Here is an 18,752-nt window from a genome sequence, read left to right on the forward strand (position 1 = left end):
GGCGCCACGGGCCGCGCGACTCATCGAAGAGGGAACGAACAGGGAAGAGAGCCCATGTGTCTGGCAGTTCCGGGGCGGGTCCTCAGTACCGCCGTCGTCGACGGCGCCTTGATGGCCGAGGTGGACTTCGGCGGGGTGCGCAAAGAGGTGTGCCTCCAGTACATCCCCGACGCGGTGGCCGGTGAATACGTCATCGTGCACGTCGGGTTCGCCATCCAGCGGCTCGACGAACGGTCGGCGCTGGCCACCCTCGCCGACTTCGACCGGCTCGGCCTGCTCGCCGAGGAGTTCGGCGACGGATCCGAACCGGCGCCCCGGCAGGAGCGGCCCACCGAAGGAGCGGCCCGGTGAAGTACCTCGACGAGTTCAGCGACCCGCGGGCGGCGCGGCGGCTGCTGGCGGAGATCCACGCCGTGACCACGCGCCCGTGGGCGCTGATGGAGGTCTGCGGCGGCCAGACGCACTCGATCATCCGGCACGGCATCGACCAGCTCCTGCCGGCCGGCGTGGAGATGATCCACGGACCCGGCTGCCCGGTGTGCGTGACACCGCTGGAGACCATCGACCGGGCACTGGCGATCGCCGCCCGCCCCGGGGTCGTCTTCTGCTCGTTCGGCGACATGCTGCGGGTGCCGGGCAGCGGCCAGGACCTGTTCTCCGTCAAGAGCGCCGGCGGTGACGTCCGGGTGGTGTACTCGCCGCTCGACGCGCTGCGGCTGGCCCGGGAGAACCCCGACCGCGAAGTGGTCTTCTTCGGCATCGGGTTCGAGACCACCGCGCCCGCCAACGCGATGGCCGTCCACCAGGCCGCGCGGCTGGGCGTGCGGAACTTCTCGCTGCTGGTGTCGCATGTGCTGGTGCCGCCCGCGATGGCCGCGGTGATGGAGTCCGTCACCTGCCGGGTCCAGGCGTTCCTCGCCGCCGGGCACGTGTGCAGCGTGATGGGCACCTCGCAGTACCCGCCGCTGGCCGCCAGGTACCGGGTGCCCGTCGTGGTCACCGGCTTCGAGCCGCTGGACATCCTGGAGGGCGTCCGCCGCGCCGTCGTCCAACTGGAGGCGGGCCGCCACGAGGTGGAGAACGCCTACCCCCGCGCGGTGCGCGAGGAGGGCAACGTGCCGGCGCTGGAGATGCTGCGGGACGTCTTCGAGGTCACCGACCGGACCTGGCGCGGAATCGGCGTGATCCCGCGCAGCGGCTGGCGACTGGCGGACAGGTACCGGGAGTTCGACGCCGAGCAGCGCTTCGACGTGGCCGGCATCCGTACCGCCGAGTCGGAGCTGTGCCGCTCGGGCGAGGTGCTGCAGGGACTGATCAAGCCGTACGAGTGCGCGGCCTTCGGCAAGGAGTGCACCCCGCGCAGTCCGCTCGGCGCGACGATGGTCTCCTCCGAGGGTGCCTGCGCCGCCTATCACGCCTACCGCCGACTGGAACTGGCCGATGCGAAGTGACTGACGTGACACTGCCTCCCGACGACAGGGTGTCGCGGCCCGGCGGGACACCCGCCGGCGGCCTCGACTTCGACAGCTGGGTCTGCCCGGCGCCGCTGCGGGACACCCCGACGGTGGTGATGGGCCACGGCGGCGGCGGAGCCATGTCCGGCGAACTGGTCGAGCACCTGTTCCTGCCGGCCTTCGGCCCGGCCGCCGATGCCGCCGAACTCGGCGACAGCGCCGTGCTGCCGGTCGGTGGCGGCACCCGACTCGCCTTCTCCACCGACTCGTTCGTGGTCAAGCCGATGTTCTTCCCCGGCGGCTCGATCGGCGACCTGGCGGTGAACGGGACGGTCAACGACCTCGCGATGTCGGGGGCGGTCCCGCTGTTCCTGTCGACCGCGTTCATCCTCCAGGAGGGCACCGGACTGGCCGAACTCGGCCGTATCGCCCAGGCGATGGGCGCCGCCGCGCGGAACGCCGGGGTGCGGCTGGTCACCGGGGACACCAAGGTCGTCGACAGCGCGGCCGGTGACGGCGTCTACGTCAACACCTCCGGCATCGGCGTGGTGCCGGCCGGCGTCGACATCCACCCGCGGCGGGCGCGCCCCGGCGACGCCGTGCTGGTCAGCGGCGACATCGGCGCGCACGGCGTGGCCGTGCTGAGCTGCCGGGAGGGCCTGGAGTTCGGCACCGCGGTCGAGAGCGACACCGCGCCGCTGCACGGCCTGGTCGCCGCCATGACGGCCACCGGCGCCGATCTGCACGTACTGCGCGACCCCACCCGCGGCGGTGTCGCCGCCTCGCTCAACGAGATCGCCCGCGCCGCCGGCGTCGGCGTCGAACTGGTGGAGCGGCTGCTGCCCGTCCCGGAGACGGTCCGGGACGCGTGCAGCCTGCTCGGCCTCGACCCGCTCCAGGTGGCGAACGAGGGCAAGCTGCTGGTGTTCGTGCCCGCCGCCGACTGCGACCGGGTGCTGGCCGCGATGCGCGCGCACCCGCTCGGCCGCTCGTCGGCCCGGATCGGCACCTGCGTGGCCGACCACCCCGGGATGGTGGTCGCCAGGACCGCGCTGGGCGGCACCCGGGTGGTCGGCCTGCCGATCGGTGAACAGCTCCCGAGGATCTGCTGAATGAGCGCCGAGGGCGCGCTGCTGTTCGCGCGATACGCCTACCCGCCCAACGAGCTCGGCTACTGCGGCCCGCCGGACCCGGCCGCGCTGCTGCGGCCGGACGCGGCCGCCGGCCTCCGGGAGCGGGCCCGGCGGTTCGAGGGCGCCTGGTGCTACCTGGAGTTCCTCGCCGAGGCGGCCGGCCTTCCCGACCCGCTCGACGCGCGGGTCGTCGAGGCGTACTGGATCGGCAACGACCTGCTGGACCGGGTGGACCCCGCCGCTCTGGTGGACCGCTTGGCGGACCGCTTCCGCGGCCAGTGCGGCGGTACGTGGCGGGAGGCGGCCGGCCGCGCGCTGGCCCACCACAGCTTCCAGGTGTTCGAGGTCTACCCGTGGGCCCGGCTGCTGGGCGCCGGAGGCCATCCGACGGCGCTGTCCGTACTCGACCGGTGCCGTATCCGTACCGGCGTGGTGCTCGGCGTGGACGGCGGGACGGCGACCGTGGAGTCCCGCCCGCTGGCCTGGGACGGCGGTGCGCCGGCGCCAGGACCGGCCCGCCGGGAGACGGTCCGGTGGTCGGCCGGCGGCCTGGCGCTCATCGACGCGCCCGCGCCGGGCGACCGGGTCGCACTGCACTGGGACTGGGTGTGCGACGTCGTCACCGCGGAGCAGGCGGCCCGGCTGGAGGCGCTGGAGGCCGGCCAGCGGGCCCGGCTCGGCGGGCTGCCGTCCCCGGCGGGCTGAGGCGGCGAAGGCCCGGGGCCGCGCGGCGGGAAGCGGGCGGCGGCGCGGCCGGCCGGCGGGGTCCGCCCGGGTCGGACCGGGTCGGACGGAATAGGACGGGGCCGGGACGGGCCGGCTTGGTTGTCCGGCCGGAGGCGGCCGGGCGGGCCCGCGCGGGTGCCCGGTCGCGGACGACAGCCGCCCCCGGCCGGTCCGCTCCCGCCGTACCCGGAGCGGCCGGCCGGGGGCGGCCGCGCGGGTGGTCGCCGGGGCCGGACGCTCGGCCCCGTACGAGGGATCGCCGCCGGGTCAGCGGCGGTAGACCAGCGGACCGCCGAGCAGGTACTGCCCGACCGTCTCGAAGTGCGAGGAGGAGACGGTGATGTGCTTGGTCGAGGAGTTGACGTCCCGGAAGCACCTCTCCAGCCGGCTCTTGGCGAACAGCGAGCTCGACCCGGCCAGCTGGTAGAGGCCGTTGACGGCCGCCACCGCGTGCTCGGCGACGCTCGCGGCGGTCACCCGGACCAGGGCGCTGAGCGACTCGCCGCCGTTCTCGCCGTGCTCGCTGACCTCGTGCACGGCGTCGGCGAGCAGCAGCTCCGCGATGCGGACCTGCATCTCCAGCCGGGCGAGCTTCTCCTGGGTGGTGTGGCTGGCTGCCAGACCGGTGGCGGACCCGGTCGGCGTCTTCGCCGCGGCCAGTTCCTTGAACGAGGCCAGCGCGTCCTGGGCGATGCCCAGCGCGACAGCCGGCGCGCCGACGCCGAAGTCGTAGTAGGCCGCCGCGTGGGCGCGCGAGGGCCGGGCCGGCGGCGAGGCGAACAGGTCCGTGTTCGAGACGGTGAACTCCCGGGGCACGAACGTCTCGGGCACCGAGAAGTCGTTGCTGCCGGTGCCTTTCAGGCCGATGGTGTACCAGGTGTCGTACACCTGGGTCTCGGACTTGGGGATGAACAGCATCCGGATCTCGGGGACGCCGGCCGCCGAGACGACCCGCTCGCCGCCCTCGGTGACGAACGCCGTACAGATGATCCAGTCGGCGTGCGCGTAACCGCTGGCGTTGCTCCACCGGCCGCTCAGCCGGAACCCGCCGTCGACGATCTCGGCCGCGCCCGCCGGGTTGACCCCGCCGATGACCAGGCCGGAGCTCTCCTGGAAGAGCTTGCGGGAGGTGGGCTCCGGCAGGTAGTCCGAGATCCTGCTGATGGCGCCCTGGACGGCAATCTGCCAGGCGAGCGAGCCGTCGAGCCGGCCCAGGGCCTGGATCACGGCGGACCCGGTGGCGACGCTGACCTGGCCGCCGCCGAACTCGCGGGAGACCCACATCCGGTGGAGTCCGGCCGCGCGCAGCGCGTCCATCACCACGGGCGGGGTGAAGCGCTGTTCCTCGCCGGCCTTGCGGTGCTCTTCGACGAGCGGGGCGAGGGCGTCGACCCGGGCGACCCACTCGGTCGTCTCCGCGGTCTCGGGCGCGCGCAAAAGGGCGTGTTGCGGCTCCGTGGCGATTGACATCTGGCTCCCCAATTCGATGCCAGCTTGACGCTGGTGGTCCGAGGCTGGATGAACGATGTGCTGGGACGGGATCGTACAAGTGCGCCGTGTCGCGCCCGGCGGGTTTGCCGAAGATGGCCGGACGCGACGACGGATGGGGAAAGGGCGCGGTCAGGAAACCGGCAGACCCTCTTGGGGGGCCGCGAGACGGAAACGGAAGCCCTTGAACAATTCCGTCTCCTTCCGCTCGGCGCCGCGCAGGCGGAGGGCGTAGCTGATCAGGGCATGGTCGACCATGTTGATCCGGGTGCCCTCGGCGAGGGCGTTCTCGGAAAAGTGGTCGATGACCCAGGCGATCGCCGAACTGCCCTCGTAGCGGGCTCTGGGGGTGAAGAAGCGTTCCGAGGCGCCGATCTCCCCCAGAGCGTTCAGGCCGTAGCTCAGCGGATAGGCGCGATTGAGCCGGTCCTGCTCGGTCCGGTCCAGATACGGCAGGCAATCCGCCACCCGGTCGAGGATGTCGTCGCTGACCAGATCCAGTCGGCCGGTGATCATGGCGGTCTCGATCAGGTAGGGGAAGGAGACCCCGTTGATGAAGAAGTCCTCGGCCGGGTCCACGTGCTGCCACCGGCCCACCAGGTGCTCCACGAAGGCGTCCAGGTCAGGCAGCTGGTCCTGCAGCCGGCCCAGGTTGTGCAGGGCCACGATGTAGTACAGGCCCATGTGCGTTCTCTCCTCCGCGGAGATCCCGGCCATCAGCTCTTTCGCCTCGGCCAGCCGGTCTCCGCCGTGGTTCAGGTATTCGGGCCGGCCGGACACCGCGATGGCGTTCAGCAGCGTGAGGAGGGGATAGGTCTTCGGGAAGACCGCCGTCGCGGGCTGTGGAAAGGTGGGCGGTTCGTTGAGTTCGGTGTCCCGGTCCAGGTGGTCCAGGAGTTCCTTCATGTAGTCGCGGTCCCCGTCGAAGATCAGCGCGTCGTATCCCAGCAGCGAGATCACCGACAGGAGCGTGGAGCCGCCGCGGACCCGGAAGAAAGACGACGGGACCCGTTCCAACAGGTCCAGCGATTCGCGGAGGTAATTGCGCGGGCCGACGACCAGCCGGTCTTTCAGGCCCAGTTCGCCGAAGGCGAGGAAGACCGCGGAGCAGGCCGAGAGCCGCTCGTAGGCGCCGTGTCCCCCGCTGTATCCGTCCTTCACCTGGTCCGGCTCGATCTCGTCGGTCATGGCCAGGACCTCACCGGGGAAGTCCAGCTCCTCGTTGACCAACAGCGACAGATCCAGTTCCAGTTTGGCGAAGGCGTCCAGCAGAATGGAACCGGCTATGACCCGGTAGTACGGGTTCTTCTCCGACCGCACCGCGTCGGCGACGGGCCCGAGCGCCTGCTCGATCGCGGCGCGCGGCAGATCCGCGGCGGGATCCGCCACTTTCAGGATCAGATCCGTCAGCAGCCGGGAGAACAGGGTGTACGCGTTGGACGCCGGCACCTTGGCCGCCAGCAGGTCGAACGCGTGCCGGATCCGCGCGGCGACGATGGGGTCGTACTCCACCGGGTACTGGCCGAGGCCGATGCCGCGCACCATGCGGCTCCACGGCGTCGCGATCATACGGGACTCGTTCGACAGGTCCTGCAGCCCCGCCACGGGCACGGGGGTCGAAGCAGTGGCCATGAGTTGATCCTTCCGCTGGGACGATCACGGGATGGCTGACGACAAGGCGGCGTGCTCGGTCCGACCGGCTGATCGGGCGTGTACCGGTCGGCGGCCTGTCGGCCGCCTGGTTCCCGGACGGGTCCGTGGTCGCGGCGGTCGGCGGACCGAAGCCCGGGAGCGGCGCAACCGTGCGCCGGCATCGGGCCTATGACGTACTTCGCGTGCGGCTGGACTTCGGCAGGTGTACGTGGGTACGGGTTCTGACCGGTCTGCCGGTGGCGCCCGCGAAGGGCGCGCGGAGACCGGGGTGCGTATGCGGCGCCGACCGCCGGCTGGTCTCCCCGGCCCGGCCCGTGGACGCCGGCCGTTCCGGTCGGCAGCGGCCGGCCTTGGAGCCGCCGGCGGGGTTCCGCGCCCACCGGATCGGGACGCAGCGGGTGTCCGGGCGCCGGCGGGGCGGCCGACGCGTCGCCCGGTGGCTCGCGGGCTCAGAGGGCCGGGCTGAGCCGCGCGGCGCGCCGGACCGCCCATGGCCCGGGGCCTGGCCGGCGGAACCCGGCGGGCGGTTTCCGCGCGGATGGGAAGGCGGGTGGGAGAAAGGCCGGTCCGGTCGCGTCGCCGGGGCAGTGGCACGGATCCGGCCCCGACCGGATCCCCGCCGTGGGGGGCGCCGGTGGTGTGCCGTCGCGGTCCCCGTCCCGCGCGGCTGGGCCTGTGGAGTTGTCCGGCTGCGATCCGGCAGTCATGGGCTTTCCCGAATCCTCTCTCCGCATCACTGGTCCGCGACCGACATGAAGCCGTCGGACGGACGGAGACAGAACCGGCTCACCGTTCAGGGTGGGTGGGGCCCCGGGCGCTCGCGAAGGGAGTCCCGCGTACCGTTCTCACTGCGGTGGGCCGGAAATGGAGAAATACCTCGACGCTGAGGTACCGGTCGGTACGTATGCGAGCTGAAGAGCTGTGCGAGGCAGGTGGCTTAACTGTAGGAGGTAGACAAGAGTTCACTCAAGGGGGAACGCCTCGTATGGCTGGAAGCAGTCTAAACCTCTCCCCAGAGCTTGCGGGCACCCCAGCTCGGAGCGGTTGCGAGTGACTGATCACCAAGTGGCGAGTTGCCGAAAAATATTGGTCCCCCGGAGGTGTTCTGATCATTTCGGGCCGGCCCGATCTTGATTCTCGTTACTGCGGGAGTGGAGTTCCCCGGCTTTCCCCGGCGTTCTCCCCGCGCGGCTTTCACAGCAGCCCCATGCGTATACACGCAAGCTGATCTAGAAAAAGATTCCAGTGGATCAATGGGCCGACCGGTGGGGATGCCGTGAGGTGAGGGGAAGGAGGGGGTGCTACCGCTTTCCGCGCGGCGAGTGGCCACGCCATTGATCGAATTCACCGGCGCGCCGCCCGGCGGTGTCGCGCAACCGGCGCGGCGGCGGCCGGAAGCCGGCGGTCCGGCGCCGGACCGCCGGGTGCCGGGTCCCGTTCGGCGCGACGGTGCCGGGCGCCGTGGGCGGGGCGGCGGGGTGGCCGTGTCCGGGATCCGGCCGGTCGGTTTCGGCGGGGCGGTCCCGGCGTGGCCGGAAACCCCGGCTGTTGCGGGGGTGGTCGCAGATGCCGTCGTGGCCGGTCTTCGCCCATGCGGTCGGAGGTGCCTGTGGGGATACCGGGGCTTTGCTGATCAATTGTGATAAATGATACCTGAGTGGCTTGCGTTGATGGCTGAATGTACTTTCTTTGTGACCGACTGTTTCCGGGCGAGGCGCGCGTAACGGATTGCCTTGATCCGTATGCCCCCGCACCCTGGGGAATTGATCGCTGTGCCAAGGGGACTGACTCTTCACCGCGGAGGAAACGATCATGGGGGATGCGCCGAATCACCGGGCAGGTGACCGGCAGCGGGTCCGCTGCCCCGGCTGCCGCGACGATCGGGGGCGGTCGGCGGTCCGTGTCCGCTGCCGGGCCGCGTCCCCCGCCCGACGGGAGCCCGCGCGGCTTTGTCCGGTCCCTCCCGGCGGACGGGAGCACGGGCCCTGCGCCCGGCCGACGCTGCGCTGACCGCCCGCCCCGGCCGCCGAGCACGGCGCCCCCCGTCCGCACACCCCTGCCGTCCATGCTCCCGCCCGGCGCGGGCACCCGCCCCTGCCCGCGTGGACCCCGCGGGGGACATCCGTGCGCCGCGCCGCGGCCGGACCGCCAGGAAGCCGCACGCGTGAACCGGCCGATTCGCGCCGCTTCGCGGACGCAGTACCGCACGGCACCCGCACCACGTCAGCAATGTCGAGGCAGGAGGCACCATGAGCACGAGCGCGCAGCCCCGCCAGCACCCGGGTACGACCGGCGGCGTCCAGGCTCTGCTGTACCACGCCAGTCAGGTGAGCGAGATAGCCCGGTTCCTCAACGGCCAGCAAGGCGATCCGCGGCTCCAGAACACCGCGGCGGGCGCTGGCGTCACCGTCGACCAGCTCATCCAGCAGATACGCAGGCGGCCGGTCAGATCGCGGATCAGCCTGGACACGGCGCTCTCCGAAGTGCCGTCCGATCCGCTGGACGTCCTCTACAGCTTATTGCTGGAGACCCCCGGCCGGGCGCAACTTCTGGTCTCGCGCTCACTGCTCGACGACGACGCGGGCCAGCGGCAGGTCTCGGCGCACGCCGGCGAGGGCACGGCGGTGTACGTCGCGGGCGAGGCGATACCGCGGATGGCGCTGATCGACGGCGCGGTCGCCGTACTGGGCGACTTCTCGGCCCGCCCGACGGTGGTGCGGGACAGGTCGGTGGTCCGGACCCTGGAGGCGCTGTTCGACACGGTGTGGGAGGGCGCCGTCGACTCCGGCGTCTTCGCCCGCGCCGACACCTCACTGCGCTGGGACATCGAGCAGGGCGGCCCGCTGGCCCAGGTCCTGCCGCTGCTGGGGTCGGGCTGGACGGACACGGCCGCCGCCCGTGAGCTGGGCTGGTCGGTGCGCACCTACCGGCGGCACGTCGCCGACCTGATGAGGAGGGTCGAGGCCAGATCCCGCTTCCAGGCCGGGATGCGCACGGCCCTGCTACGGCTCGACCCGCGCAGCGACTGACCGGGCCGCGGCCGGCCGCACCGCGTCGGCCGGCGCCCGCCGGGTCCGCGGCACCGGCGCCGCGGACCCGCCCGTCGCCGGGCCGCCTCCGGAGCGCCCGCGCGCCGCCGCCGGCTCCCCCAGGACGGTGAACAGCGCGTCCAGGGCCGAGGAGTAGGCGTGGGCCGCGGGGGTCGCGTAGCCGACGACCAGGCGGGGGGCCGCGGCCGGGACCTGCGCCCTGCGGTAGGCGCTGAGCGGGTGCACCCGTACCGACGCGGCCGTCAGGGCCGCCATGACCTCTTCCTCCGGCGGCGTGCCCGGCGGGAGTTCGAGGATGGCGTGCAGACCCGCCGCGATGCCCGTGACGCGGGCGCCGGGCAGCCGGACGGCGGTCGCGGCGGTCAGCTCGTCCCGCCGCCGCCGGTAGCGCTGCCGCATGGTGCGCAGATGCCGGTCGTAGCCGCCCGAGGCGATCAGGCCCGCCAGCGCGAGCTGGTCCAGCGGGCTGGTCACCCGGTCGGCCAGGCTCTTGGCCTCGACCAGCGGTTCCAGCAGCCGCGGCGGGCAGGCGATCCAGCCGATCCGCACCCCGGGCCCCAGCGACTTGCTGGTCGTCCCGACGTAGACCACCCGCGCGGGGTTGTGCGCCTGGAGGGCGCCGACGGGCCGCCTGTCGTAGCGGAACTCGCCGTCGTAGTCGTCCTCGACGATCCAGCCGTCACGCTCCCGGGCCCAGGACAGCAGCGCCGCCCGGCGCGCGGGCGACAGGCTCACCCCGACCGGGAACTGGTGCGCCGGGGTGCAGGCCACCGCGTCGGCGGCGGACCGCGCCAGCGCCGACACGCGCATCCCCTCGCCGTCCACCGGCACGTCGACCACCGTGAGCCGCCGCCGGGCGACCGCGACGTGGTCGCCCAGCGCCGGGTCCTCCATGCCGACGCACCCGGCCCCGAGGTCGGCCAGGACCGCGGTGAGCAGTCCGAGGGCCTGGGTGTAGCCGGAGCACACCACGATGTGGGCCGGGTCGACGCGCACCCCGCGGGCCCGGCCCAGGTATCCGGCCAGCGCCGTCCGCAGTTCGGGCCGGCCTCGGGGGTCGCCGTACCCGAACGCCTCGGCGGGGGCGTCCCGCAGCGCCTGGCGGGTGGCCCTGAGCCACTCGGCCCGCGGGAACGAGGCGACGTCCGGGCGGCCGGGCGCCAGGTCGTGCCGGGGCTCCGGCCGTACCACCGCAGCGGGCGCGGGCGCGGCCGCCTCCGGGCGGGGCTGCTCCGCCACCCGGGTCCCGGCCCGCCCCGGGGCGGTCGTCAGCCAGCCCTCGCCGGCCAGTTGGGCGTACGCCTGGTTCACCGTGCCGCGGGACAGGCCGAGTTCGGCGGCCAGGCTCCGGGTGGGGGGCAGCCGGGTGCCGGCGGGCAGCCGCCCCTCGCGGATCGCCGTGCGCAGCGCCTCCTCCACCGCCCGCGCCCGGCTGCCCCGGGCGGGCAGCTCCAGCCACAGGTCGAGGCCGGACGCGGTACCCGTCATCTTTGGTCCAATCTCCCGTACCGTTCTTGGCCCATGCTTGCGGACGCCGCGCTTCCTAGTCTGATGACATGATCTCCCGCAGACCTCAGTTCGGTGGCTCCGCGTCCGGACCCGTACTGCCGGGGTCGGGCGTGTCCCGTGCACTGGTGCTGTTCCTGTCGCTCTCATGCGGCCTGGTGGTGGCCAACAACTACTACGCCCAGCCGCTGCTGCCGGAGCTGCGCACCAGCCTGCACGCCTCCTCCGGGCTCGTGGGGCTGTGCGTGACGCTCAACCAGCTCGGCTACGCGCTGGGGCTGGTCCTCCTGGTGCCGCTCGGCGACCTGCTGGCCCGGCGCCCGCTGATCGTCACCATGCTCACCCTCGACGCCGTGGCGCTGGCCGCGGCGGCCGCCGCTCCCGGCGTGTGGCCGCTGGTGGCGCTCCTGACGGTCGTGGGCGTCACCGGCACGGTGATCAACATCCTGATCCCGATGGCCACCACGCTCGCCAGGGAGGACCAGCGCGGGCAGGTCGTGGGCACCTTGATGACCGGACTGCTGCTCGGCATCCTGCTGGCCCGTACGGTGGCCGGGGCGCTGGACCAGCTCGCGAGCTGGCGGCTGGTGTACGCGGTGGCCGCCGTCCTCATCGCGGTGCTCGCGGTCATGGTCCGCCTGGTACTCCCCGACCTGCCCGCGACCCCCGGCCAGAGCTATCCGCGGCTGCTGGCCTCGGTGACCTCGCTGATCACCGGCGAACCGTTCCTGCGCCGCCGGATGGCGACCGGGGCACTCGGCTTCGGGGTCTTCCAGCTGCTGTGGACGGCGCTGCCGCTCATGCTGTCCGACGCTCCGTACGGCTACTCGCCGGCCGTCATCGGCCTGTTCGGCCTGCTCGGCGCCGCCGGGGCGGCCTGCGCCCGGCCCGCCGGCCGGCTCCAGGACAAGGGGGTGGCCCACGCGGCGACCGGGGTGCTGCTCGGCATCATCGCCGTCGCCTGGGCGCTGCTGACCGGCGGCACCGTACTGCCGCTGGTGATCGCCGGCATTCTGGTGCTCGACGTGGGAGTGCAGGGGGTCCACGTACTGAACCAGGCGCGGATCTACGCCTACCCGCCGCAGATCAGGTCGCGCATCACCACCGCGTACGTCTCCGCCTACTTCCTGGGCGGCTCGGCGGGCGGCGCGCTGGCCGTGCTGCTCTACCCGCGGTGGGGCTGGCCGGGGGTGTGCCTGGTCGGCGGGCTGCTCACCGCGGTGGCCCTCCTGCTGTGGGTCACCGACCGCACCCGCGGACCGGCGCCCGCCGCCGCCCCCGCCGCGGCACCGCGGCCCCTGGCCGCCGGGCCGGGCGTGCCGCAGCCCAGCACGCACGACTAGGGCCGGTCGTGCGGATCTCCGCGGCGTCGCGGGCCCCGGCCCGCACACCTGCCGCGTTCCCGCCGGTCGACGACACACCACGCCGCCCCCCTCCCGGCCGTGCACGCGCGCGCACCGGACCCCGCCCCGCCACCCACAAAGACCCCGACGACCGATCCCGGCACGCTCCGCGACCCGGCGGGCACGACCGACCCGCCCCCGGGCCCGGCCCGGGGCCCGTCCCCTTCCGGGGCGCCCCGATTTCCGCTGTCACGATCCTTACGAGTTTCACTTCCCGCGGCGTCCGCAGCGGACGCCGCGGGGGACTGGAGAACCCACCCATGACGCGCATCTTCGTCGCAGGAGCCACCGGAGCCGTCGGGCGGCTTCTGGTGCCGCTGCTGGTCGAGGCCGGCCACCAGGTCACGGCCGCCACCCGTACCGCCGAGGGGGTGGAACGACTGCGTGCCCAGGGCGCCGAGGGCGTCCGCCTCGACGTCTTCGACCGCGCCGCGGTGGCCGACGCGCTGGCCGCCGCCGCGCCCGAGGCGGTGGTCCACCAGCTCACCGCGCTGTCCGGCGGCAACCCGGTCGACAACGCCCGCATCCGCCGGGAGGGCACCCGCAACCTGGTGGACGCGGCGAAGAAGGCCGGCGTGCGCCGGATCGTCGCCCAGTCCATCTCCTGGGCGTACGAGGCCGGCGACGTCCCCGCCGACGAGGCGACCGCGCTGGACACCGGCGCGCCCGAGCCGCGCGCCACCAGCGTCGGCGGCGTCGTCGCGCTGGAGGAGGCGGTGGCGGAGATCGACGAGCACGTCGTGCTGCGCTACGGGACCTTCTACGGGCCGGGCACCTGGTACGCGCCGGGCGGCTTCATCGCCGGCAAGCTCGCCGACGGCGCGCTGCCCGCCAACTCCGGCGTCTCCTCGTTCGTGCACGTCGACGACGCCGCTCGGGCCGCCGTGCTGGCCCTCGGCTGGCCGAGCGGCCCGGTCAACATCGTCGACGACGAGCCGGCGCCGGCCCGTGCGTGGGTGCCGGTGCTGGCCGCCGCGCTGGACCGGCCCGCGCCCGAGCCGTCCGAGGGCGGCGCTGGCTGGGAGCGCGGGGCGGCCAACGGCAAGGCGGCGGGCCTGGGGTGGCAGCCCCGGCACCGCACCTGGCGCACCGGGTTCAGCGACCAGGGATGAGCCCGGCGCGCGGGGCCCGACGGCACGTCCCCCGTACACCGGGCCGGTGTACGGGGGACGGTCGGCGGCCATGCGGCGCGCTCAACCGCGCAGCAACTCGGCGACGGCGTCGGACAGCTCCAGCGCCTGGCCGCGGTTCAGCCGGGGGTCGCAGGCGGTCTCGTAACGCGACGGCAGGTCCGCCAGCCGCGGGCCGTCCGTACCGCCGACGCACTCGGTGACGTACTCGCCGGTGAACTCGATGTGCAGTCCGCCGGGATGGGTGCCGAGCGAGCGGTGCACCTCGAAGAAGCCCCGGACCTCGTCCAGGACCGTCCCGTAGGCGCGGGTCTTGTAACCGTTGGGCGCCTGGAAGGTGTTGCCGTGCATCGGGTCGCACACCCATCCCACCTGGGCGCCGCCCGCGGTCACCTTCTCCACCAGGTCGGGCAGCAGGTCGCGGACCCGGTCCGCCCCCATCCGGGTGATCAGGGTCAGCCGGCCCGGCTCGCGGTGCGGATCGACCCGGTCGACCAGGGCGAGGACCTCGTCGGCGGTGGTGGTGGGGCCGAGCTTGACGCCGATCGGGTTCGCGATCCGGGCGGCGAAGGCGACGTGGGCGCCGTCGAGTCCCCTGGTACGCTCACCGATCCACAGCATGTGTCCGGACAACCCGTAGGGGCGGCCGGTGCGCGGGTCGCGACGGGTCATGGCGTTCTCGTACTCCAGGAGCAGCGCCTCGTGGCTGGTGAAGAACTCCTGGGCGCCGGTCGAAGCGGTGCCGGTGCCGGAGCCGGCGGTGAGGGAGCGGATCAGCTCCACCGTGGCCGCCGAGGCGCGGTGGACGCGCCTGAGCCGCTCCGGGTCAGCGGCGCGGGCACGGGCGGTGAACTCCAGGCCGTTGACGGCGTCACCCCGGTAGGAGGGGAGGGTGACGCCGTCACGGGTCTCGGTGGGCCGGGAGCGGGGCTTGGCGTACTGCCCGGCGATCCGGCCCACCTCGACCACCGGCAGCGAGCCGGCCCGGCCGACCGCCGTGGCCATCCGGTGGAGGGTGTCGAGCTTGCCGCGCACCCGGTCGGCGCCGCTGCCCTCCAAGGTCTCCGCGCAGTCGCCGCCCTGGAGCAGGAACGCCTCGCCGCGGGCGACGGCGGCCAAACGGTCGAGGAGCCGGTCGCTCTCGGCGGGCAGCGTCAGGGGCGGTGCGGCCGACAGGTCGGCGAGGACGTGGCGCAGCGCGGTCGGGTCCGGCCACTGCGGTTGCTGTGCGGCCGGGACGACGTCCTGGCGGGCTGAGCCGAGTTCGGTGGCGGTCATGGCTTTCGTACGCGACGTCCGGCCGGTCATCGCGTTCCTTCCGTTAGCGGGGAGGAGTGGCCGAAGGGGGAGCCGCCGTCGGTGCGGCTCCCGCGGGGCGTGACGGGGACGCGCCGGACGCGAGAAGGGGCGGGGGAGGGGACACGGAAAGGGGTGCGGGACAGGTGGGCTGCCGGGGCCGCGGGGGATGCGGGGGCTACGGGCGGACCGGCGTACCGGGTACGGGTCCTGGCCGCGCTGCCGGCCGTGGTGCCGGCCGTGGTGCCGGCCGTGGTGCCGGTCACGCGGCCGGTCACGCGGCCGGTCACGGTGTCGGGGACCGTCGCCGGAGCGCGCGGTCCACCAGCGGACCGGCCGCGCCGGTGTAGCCGGCCGGGTCGAGCAGGGCGTCGAGTTCGGCGGCCGGCAGCCTGCCCTTCACCGCCGGGTCCTCGCCGAGCACCGCGCCCAGCGGACGCCCGTCCCTGGCGGCGCGCGCGGAGGCACGGGTGAGCAGCTGCCGGGCGGCCTGGCGGCCGAGCCGCCCGGTGAAGCGGGCGGCGAGCCGTTCGGCGACCACCTGGCCGCCGGTCGCGCCGAGGTTGTCCCGCATCCGGTCAACGCGGATCTCCAGCCCCTCCAGGAGTTCCACCGCGGTGTGCGCGGCACCGCCGGTCAGCCGCAGGCACTCGCGCAGCGGTTGCCACTCGGCGTGCCAGACGCCCGCCGAGCGCTCGTCCTCGGTGACCAGGGACTGCGTCAGCACCACGGCGTAGGCGGGCACCTGGAGCGCGGCGCTGCGGATGAGGGTGGTCAGGACGGGATTGCGCTTGTGCGGCATGGCCGAGGAGGCGCCGCGCCCGGCGGGCCCCGGCTCGGCGAGTTCCCCGACCTCGGTGCGGGCCAGGGTCTGGACGTCGATCGCGATCTTGCCCAGCGCGCCGGTGGTCGTGGACAGCGCCGCCGCGAGGTCGGCCATCGGGGTGCGCAGGGCGTGCCAGGGCAGCGCGGGGCGGCCCAGGCCCGTCTCGCGGGCGAACGCGTCGGCCAGCCGGTCGAGGTAGGCGCCGCCGTCCGCGCGCGGCCCCGGGCCGCGGTCGGCCGCGGGGGAGGCGCCGGCCGGTCCGGCGTACTCCAGGTCCGCGTACTCCAGATAGCCGGCGCAGGTGCCGGCCGCGCCGCCGAGCGCGACGGGCAGCCCGCCGTCCAGCAGTCGGTCGGTCCGCTCCAGCGCGTCCAGGACCAGCGCCCGCCAGCCCGCGGCCTTCAGGCCGAAGGTGGTGGGCACGGCGTGCAGCGCCAGCGTCCGGCCGGCCATCACGGTGTCGCGGTGGGCGGCCGCGAGCCGGGCCAGCGCCTCGGCCGCCCGCGCGAGGTCGGCCCGGATGACGCGCAGCGCCCCGGCGGCGACCAGCATGGCGCCGGTGTCGAAGATGTCCTGGCTGGTGGAGCCGCGGTGCACGTACTCGGCGGCCTCCGGCGTGTGGGCGGCGACGGCCAGGGTGAGTTCCCGGACCAGGCCGACCACGGGGTTGGCGGTCTCCCGCGCGGCCAGCGCGATCTGCCGCAGGTCCAGCCGGCCGGCCAGGGCGACCTCGGTGATCACCCGGGCCGCCGCCTCCGGTACGGTGCCCAGCCCCGCCTGCGCGCGGGCCAGCGCCGCCTCGGCCGCCAGCATCGCCCGCAGCCACGCGGCGTCGCTGACCGCCGCCTCGGCCGGCGTCCCGGCCCGCACCGGTGAGAGCAGCCCCGCGTCGAGCCCGCCGGCCAGGTCGCCGGCCACGTCGCCGCCCAGGCCGTCGCCCGGCCCGCCGCCCGGGTCGCCGCCGGGCCCGCCGTCCGCGCGCGCGCCGCCCTTCCCCGCCTCCGGCGCGCCCGCCCCCGTGTCCGTACCGTCGGCCGGGGCCGCGGGGCGTTCGGTCGGTCCGTTCATGCCCTCACTCCGCTCAGGTCGCTGTCCGCGAGGTCCTCGTCGGTGCCGTCGTGCGGGGAGGTACTGCCGGCCAGCACCGCGCGGGCGATGGCGTCGGAGTCGCCCAGGGTGACCGAGTCGACGCCGGGACGGATGCCTGCGGCGGTGACCCAGTGGACCGCCTCGGTCGGGATGCCGTAGGCGTAGCGGCGCGGGTGGGCCCGGCCGGCCGCGTCCAGCAGCCGGTACGGCCGCTCGGTGACGGCCAGCCCGCCGCTCTCGTACGGCTCGCCGGGGCCGGCCGCGATGGTGTACGGGCGGCACTGGCCCGCTGTCAGCAGGTGCCGCATCAGGGGGTCCTCGGTGCGGCGCAGGTCCGGCTCGGGCAGCCGCGCCTCGATCAGCACCCCGGCCCGCACCCGGCTGCCGGGCACGTCGGACTCGGCGACGAAGGCCGGGCCGTCAGCGTCCACCCGCACCCGGACGCCGGGACCGAGCACGGTCAGCACGCCCGCCTCGACCAGGGCCGCCATCTCCTCGATCCGGGAGGCGGGCGGCCCGATGGACAGGAAGGCGTTGAGCGGCGTGTACCAGCTCTGCAGCTCGGCCCGGTAGGAGTCGCCGTCGATACCCCCGTGGTCGACCGCCAGCCGCACTTCGTTGCGCAGGTCGCGCAGTACGTCCAGGGCGGCTTTGAGGGGGCTGCTGACGTTGCCGGCCCGCGCCTCGCGGGCGTCGCGCCGCAGCCGCTCCAGCAGCCAGCCGTGGAAGTCGTCGGGCCCGGTGAACGCGCGGCCGGCGTACGGGCGGGCCAGCAGCTCCCAGTCCCAGCGGTCGGCGGCGGCGATTCCGTAGGAGTCCAGCAGCTCCTCCCGGCCGGGCCCCGGCGGCGTCTCCAGGTAGCGCCGGACCAGCTCGGCCCGCTCCCCGTCGCGCCCCCGGGAGGTGAGCAGGGTGCCGTAGTAGACGCTCTCCACCTCGGCGGAGACCAGCGGCCACAGGTCCGTACCGAACGTGACCCGGGCGCCGCCGCGGGCCCGCTCCCGTAGCCGTTCGACGGCCTCGGCGGTCAGCAGCGCGGGGTGGTGGCGGCCGTGCGGGCCCTTCTCGTTCTCCCCCCGGGCGTGGTAGGGCACACCGCGCCGCGACCCGGCGTACAGCCGCGGTTCGCGGCCCGAGGCGCGGTAGACCAGGCGGCCGTCGCCGGCCGGCCGGAAGGAGCCGCCGCGGCCGACGGTGAACAGCGCCATGTAGTCGAAGAAGTTCAGGCCCAGGCCCCGCAGCAGCACCGCGGTCCCCGCGCCGATCCCGGAGACGTCCACGTCGGTGGGGTTGGCCGGCAGGATGTGCGGCAGCCCGGCCTGCCGGGACAGCGCCGACAGCGCCTGCTCCTCGGCGGTGGGACGGCACGGGACGTGGCCCTGGGCGAGCACCACCGCGTGCAGCCCGGCGATGCGGGTGCCGTCCTCCAGGGTGAGCACCTGGTGGCCCTCGTCGGTGCCGTCGTCGTCCAGCGCCAGCGCGCGCGTCCGGTGCGTGACGACGGTCAGATGGCCGGGGGCGCCGGTGACGACCTGCCGGTGGACGGCCTCCAGGTAGTGGCCGTAGAAGGCGCGGGTCGGGTAGTCGTCCGGGCCCAGGTCGCGGGCCTCGGCCAGCGTCTGGTCGTCGTAGCGCCACAGGGCGTCCCCGATCGGCGCCATCAGGGCCACCGTGCGGGCCCAATCGTACAGGCTGGGTCCGGTCTCGACCGGCCCCTCGATGCGGACGCTGTCGTCGGTGAAGAGGGTGATCTGCGAGGCGACGGTGTTCATCAGCAGGTGGCGGGACTGGTCGGTGCGCCACACCTGTCCGGGACCAGGCCGGTACGGGTCGACGATGTGGACGGTGACGGTCTCGTGGGAGGGCGACTTGCGTTCGTTGGCGCACAGCCGTTCCAGCGCGGAGAGCCCCCGCGGTCCCATGCCGACGAGCGCTATCCGCAGGTGCGGGCCGGTCATCCGAGCTCTCCTTTTCCCCAGCTCCCCGGGCCCGGCCTGG

Annotated in this window: 13 protein-coding genes; 7 read left to right on the plus strand and 6 right to left on the minus strand. The window is 74.3% G+C overall.

Annotation, left to right across the window (positions count from 1 at the left end):
- Window positions 1-54 precede the first annotated feature (54 nt).
- The 4 genes from RLT57_RS27370 to RLT57_RS27385 all read left to right on the plus strand — a co-directional run bounded on the left by RLT57_RS27370 (window position 55) and on the right by RLT57_RS27385 (window position 3,292).
- Window positions 55-351 (plus strand): HypC/HybG/HupF family hydrogenase formation chaperone, encoded by a 297-nt coding sequence (locus RLT57_RS27370; RefSeq protein WP_311299913.1) that lies wholly within the window; start codon window positions 55-57, stop codon window positions 349-351.
- Window positions 348-1,451, plus strand: a complete 1,104-nt coding sequence (gene hypD / locus RLT57_RS27375; protein ID WP_311299914.1) for a hydrogenase formation protein HypD — start codon at window positions 348-350, stop codon at window positions 1,449-1,451. The genes RLT57_RS27370 and hypD overlap by 4 nt, the downstream gene beginning before the upstream one ends.
- Window positions 1,452-1,570: 119 nt before the next feature.
- Window positions 1,571-2,566, plus strand: coding sequence for a hydrogenase expression/formation protein HypE (hypE, locus tag RLT57_RS27380; RefSeq protein WP_311300890.1), 996 nt, complete (start codon window positions 1,571-1,573; stop codon window positions 2,564-2,566).
- Window positions 2,567-3,292 (plus strand): DUF6390 family protein, encoded by a 726-nt coding sequence (locus tag RLT57_RS27385; protein ID WP_311299915.1) that lies wholly within the window; start codon window positions 2,567-2,569, stop codon window positions 3,290-3,292.
- A gap of 288 nt (window positions 3,293-3,580) precedes the next feature.
- Here the strand turns inward: RLT57_RS27385 and RLT57_RS27390 are convergent, their stop codons facing one another.
- Together RLT57_RS27390 and RLT57_RS27395 are read right to left on the minus strand one after the other, a co-directional pair.
- Window positions 3,581-4,783 carry an acyl-CoA dehydrogenase family protein gene (locus tag RLT57_RS27390; RefSeq protein WP_311299916.1) on the minus strand — a complete coding sequence of 401 codons (1,203 nt, stop codon included), beginning with the start codon at window positions 4,781-4,783 and terminating at the stop codon, window positions 3,581-3,583.
- A gap of 150 nt (window positions 4,784-4,933) precedes the next feature.
- Window positions 4,934-6,433, minus strand: a complete 1,500-nt coding sequence (locus RLT57_RS27395) for a hypothetical protein (protein ID WP_311299917.1) — start codon at window positions 6,431-6,433, stop codon at window positions 4,934-4,936.
- A 2,270-nt stretch (window positions 6,434-8,703) separates the two neighbouring features.
- On the opposite strand from RLT57_RS27395, the gene RLT57_RS27400 reads away from it, so the two are divergent.
- Window positions 8,704-9,483 carry a helix-turn-helix transcriptional regulator gene (locus RLT57_RS27400; RefSeq protein ID WP_311299918.1) on the plus strand — a complete coding sequence of 260 codons (780 nt, stop codon included), beginning with the start codon at window positions 8,704-8,706 and terminating at the stop codon, window positions 9,481-9,483.
- Here the strand turns inward: RLT57_RS27400 and RLT57_RS27405 are convergent.
- Window positions 9,457-10,992 carry a PLP-dependent aminotransferase family protein gene (locus RLT57_RS27405; RefSeq protein ID WP_311299919.1) on the minus strand — a complete coding sequence of 512 codons (1,536 nt, stop codon included), beginning with the start codon at window positions 10,990-10,992 and terminating at the stop codon, window positions 9,457-9,459. The two genes, RLT57_RS27400 and RLT57_RS27405, sit on opposite strands and share 27 nt — an antisense overlap.
- Before the next feature lie 68 nt (window positions 10,993-11,060).
- Between RLT57_RS27405 and RLT57_RS27410 the strand changes: the two genes are divergently transcribed.
- Window positions 11,061-12,353 (plus strand): MFS transporter, encoded by a 1,293-nt coding sequence (locus tag RLT57_RS27410; RefSeq protein WP_311299920.1) that lies wholly within the window; start codon window positions 11,061-11,063, stop codon window positions 12,351-12,353.
- A gap of 320 nt (window positions 12,354-12,673) precedes the next feature.
- Window positions 12,674-13,525 (plus strand): NAD-dependent epimerase/dehydratase family protein, encoded by an 852-nt coding sequence (locus RLT57_RS27415; RefSeq protein ID WP_311299921.1) that lies wholly within the window; start codon window positions 12,674-12,676, stop codon window positions 13,523-13,525.
- Window positions 13,526-13,606: 81 nt separating this feature from the next.
- Here RLT57_RS27415 and RLT57_RS27420 read toward each other — a convergent pair whose 3' ends face one another.
- The 3 genes from RLT57_RS27420 to RLT57_RS27430 all read right to left on the minus strand — a co-directional run bounded on the left by RLT57_RS27420 (window position 13,607) and on the right by RLT57_RS27430 (window position 18,712).
- Window positions 13,607-14,821: a 3-deoxy-7-phosphoheptulonate synthase class II gene (locus RLT57_RS27420; RefSeq protein WP_311300891.1), complete on the minus strand. Its 1,215-nt coding sequence runs from the start codon at window positions 14,819-14,821 to the stop codon at window positions 13,607-13,609.
- A 304-nt stretch (window positions 14,822-15,125) separates the two neighbouring features.
- On the minus strand, window positions 15,126-16,733 hold the full coding sequence (locus tag RLT57_RS27425) for a lyase family protein (RefSeq protein ID WP_311299922.1): 1,608 nt from the start codon (window positions 16,731-16,733) through the stop codon (window positions 15,126-15,128).
- Window positions 16,730-18,712 carry an FAD/NAD(P)-binding protein gene (locus RLT57_RS27430; protein WP_311299923.1) on the minus strand — a complete coding sequence of 661 codons (1,983 nt, stop codon included), beginning with the start codon at window positions 18,710-18,712 and terminating at the stop codon, window positions 16,730-16,732. The genes RLT57_RS27425 and RLT57_RS27430 overlap by 4 nt, the downstream gene beginning before the upstream one ends.
- Window positions 18,713-18,752 lie beyond the last annotated feature (40 nt).

The organism is Streptomyces sp. ITFR-21 (genome assembly GCF_031844685.1).
Classification (GTDB): Bacteria; Actinomycetota; Actinomycetes; order Streptomycetales; family Streptomycetaceae; genus Actinacidiphila.

What these genes read in the sequence shown, in the direction of transcription:
- RLT57_RS27370 (WP_311299913.1), top strand. Translation starts at nt 55, where the DNA reads ATGTGTCTGGCAGTTCCGGGGCGGGTCCTCAGTACCGCCGTCGTCGAC.
- hypE (WP_311300890.1), top strand. Translation starts at nt 1,571, where the DNA reads ATGGGCCACGGCGGCGGCGGAGCCATGTCCGGCGAACTGGTCGAGCAC.
- RLT57_RS27385 (WP_311299915.1), top strand. Translation starts at nt 2,567, where the DNA reads ATGAGCGCCGAGGGCGCGCTGCTGTTCGCGCGATACGCCTACCCGCCC.
- RLT57_RS27390 (WP_311299916.1), bottom strand. Translation starts at nt 4,783, where the DNA reads ATGTCAATCGCCACGGAGCCGCAACACGCCCTTTTGCGCGCGCCCGAG.
- RLT57_RS27395 (WP_311299917.1), bottom strand. Translation starts at nt 6,433, where the DNA reads ATGGCCACTGCTTCGACCCCCGTGCCCGTGGCGGGGCTGCAGGACCTG.
- RLT57_RS27400 (WP_311299918.1), top strand. Translation starts at nt 8,704, where the DNA reads ATGAGCACGAGCGCGCAGCCCCGCCAGCACCCGGGTACGACCGGCGGC.
- RLT57_RS27405 (WP_311299919.1), bottom strand. Translation starts at nt 10,992, where the DNA reads ATGACGGGTACCGCGTCCGGCCTCGACCTGTGGCTGGAGCTGCCCGCC.
- RLT57_RS27410 (WP_311299920.1), top strand. Translation starts at nt 11,061, where the DNA reads ATGATCTCCCGCAGACCTCAGTTCGGTGGCTCCGCGTCCGGACCCGTA.
- RLT57_RS27415 (WP_311299921.1), top strand. Translation starts at nt 12,674, where the DNA reads ATGACGCGCATCTTCGTCGCAGGAGCCACCGGAGCCGTCGGGCGGCTT.
- RLT57_RS27420 (WP_311300891.1), bottom strand. Translation starts at nt 14,821, where the DNA reads ATGACCGCCACCGAACTCGGCTCAGCCCGCCAGGACGTCGTCCCGGCC.
- RLT57_RS27425 (WP_311299922.1), bottom strand. Translation starts at nt 16,733, where the DNA reads ATGAACGGACCGACCGAACGCCCCGCGGCCCCGGCCGACGGTACGGAC.
- RLT57_RS27430 (WP_311299923.1), bottom strand. Translation starts at nt 18,712, where the DNA reads ATGACCGGCCCGCACCTGCGGATAGCGCTCGTCGGCATGGGACCGCGG.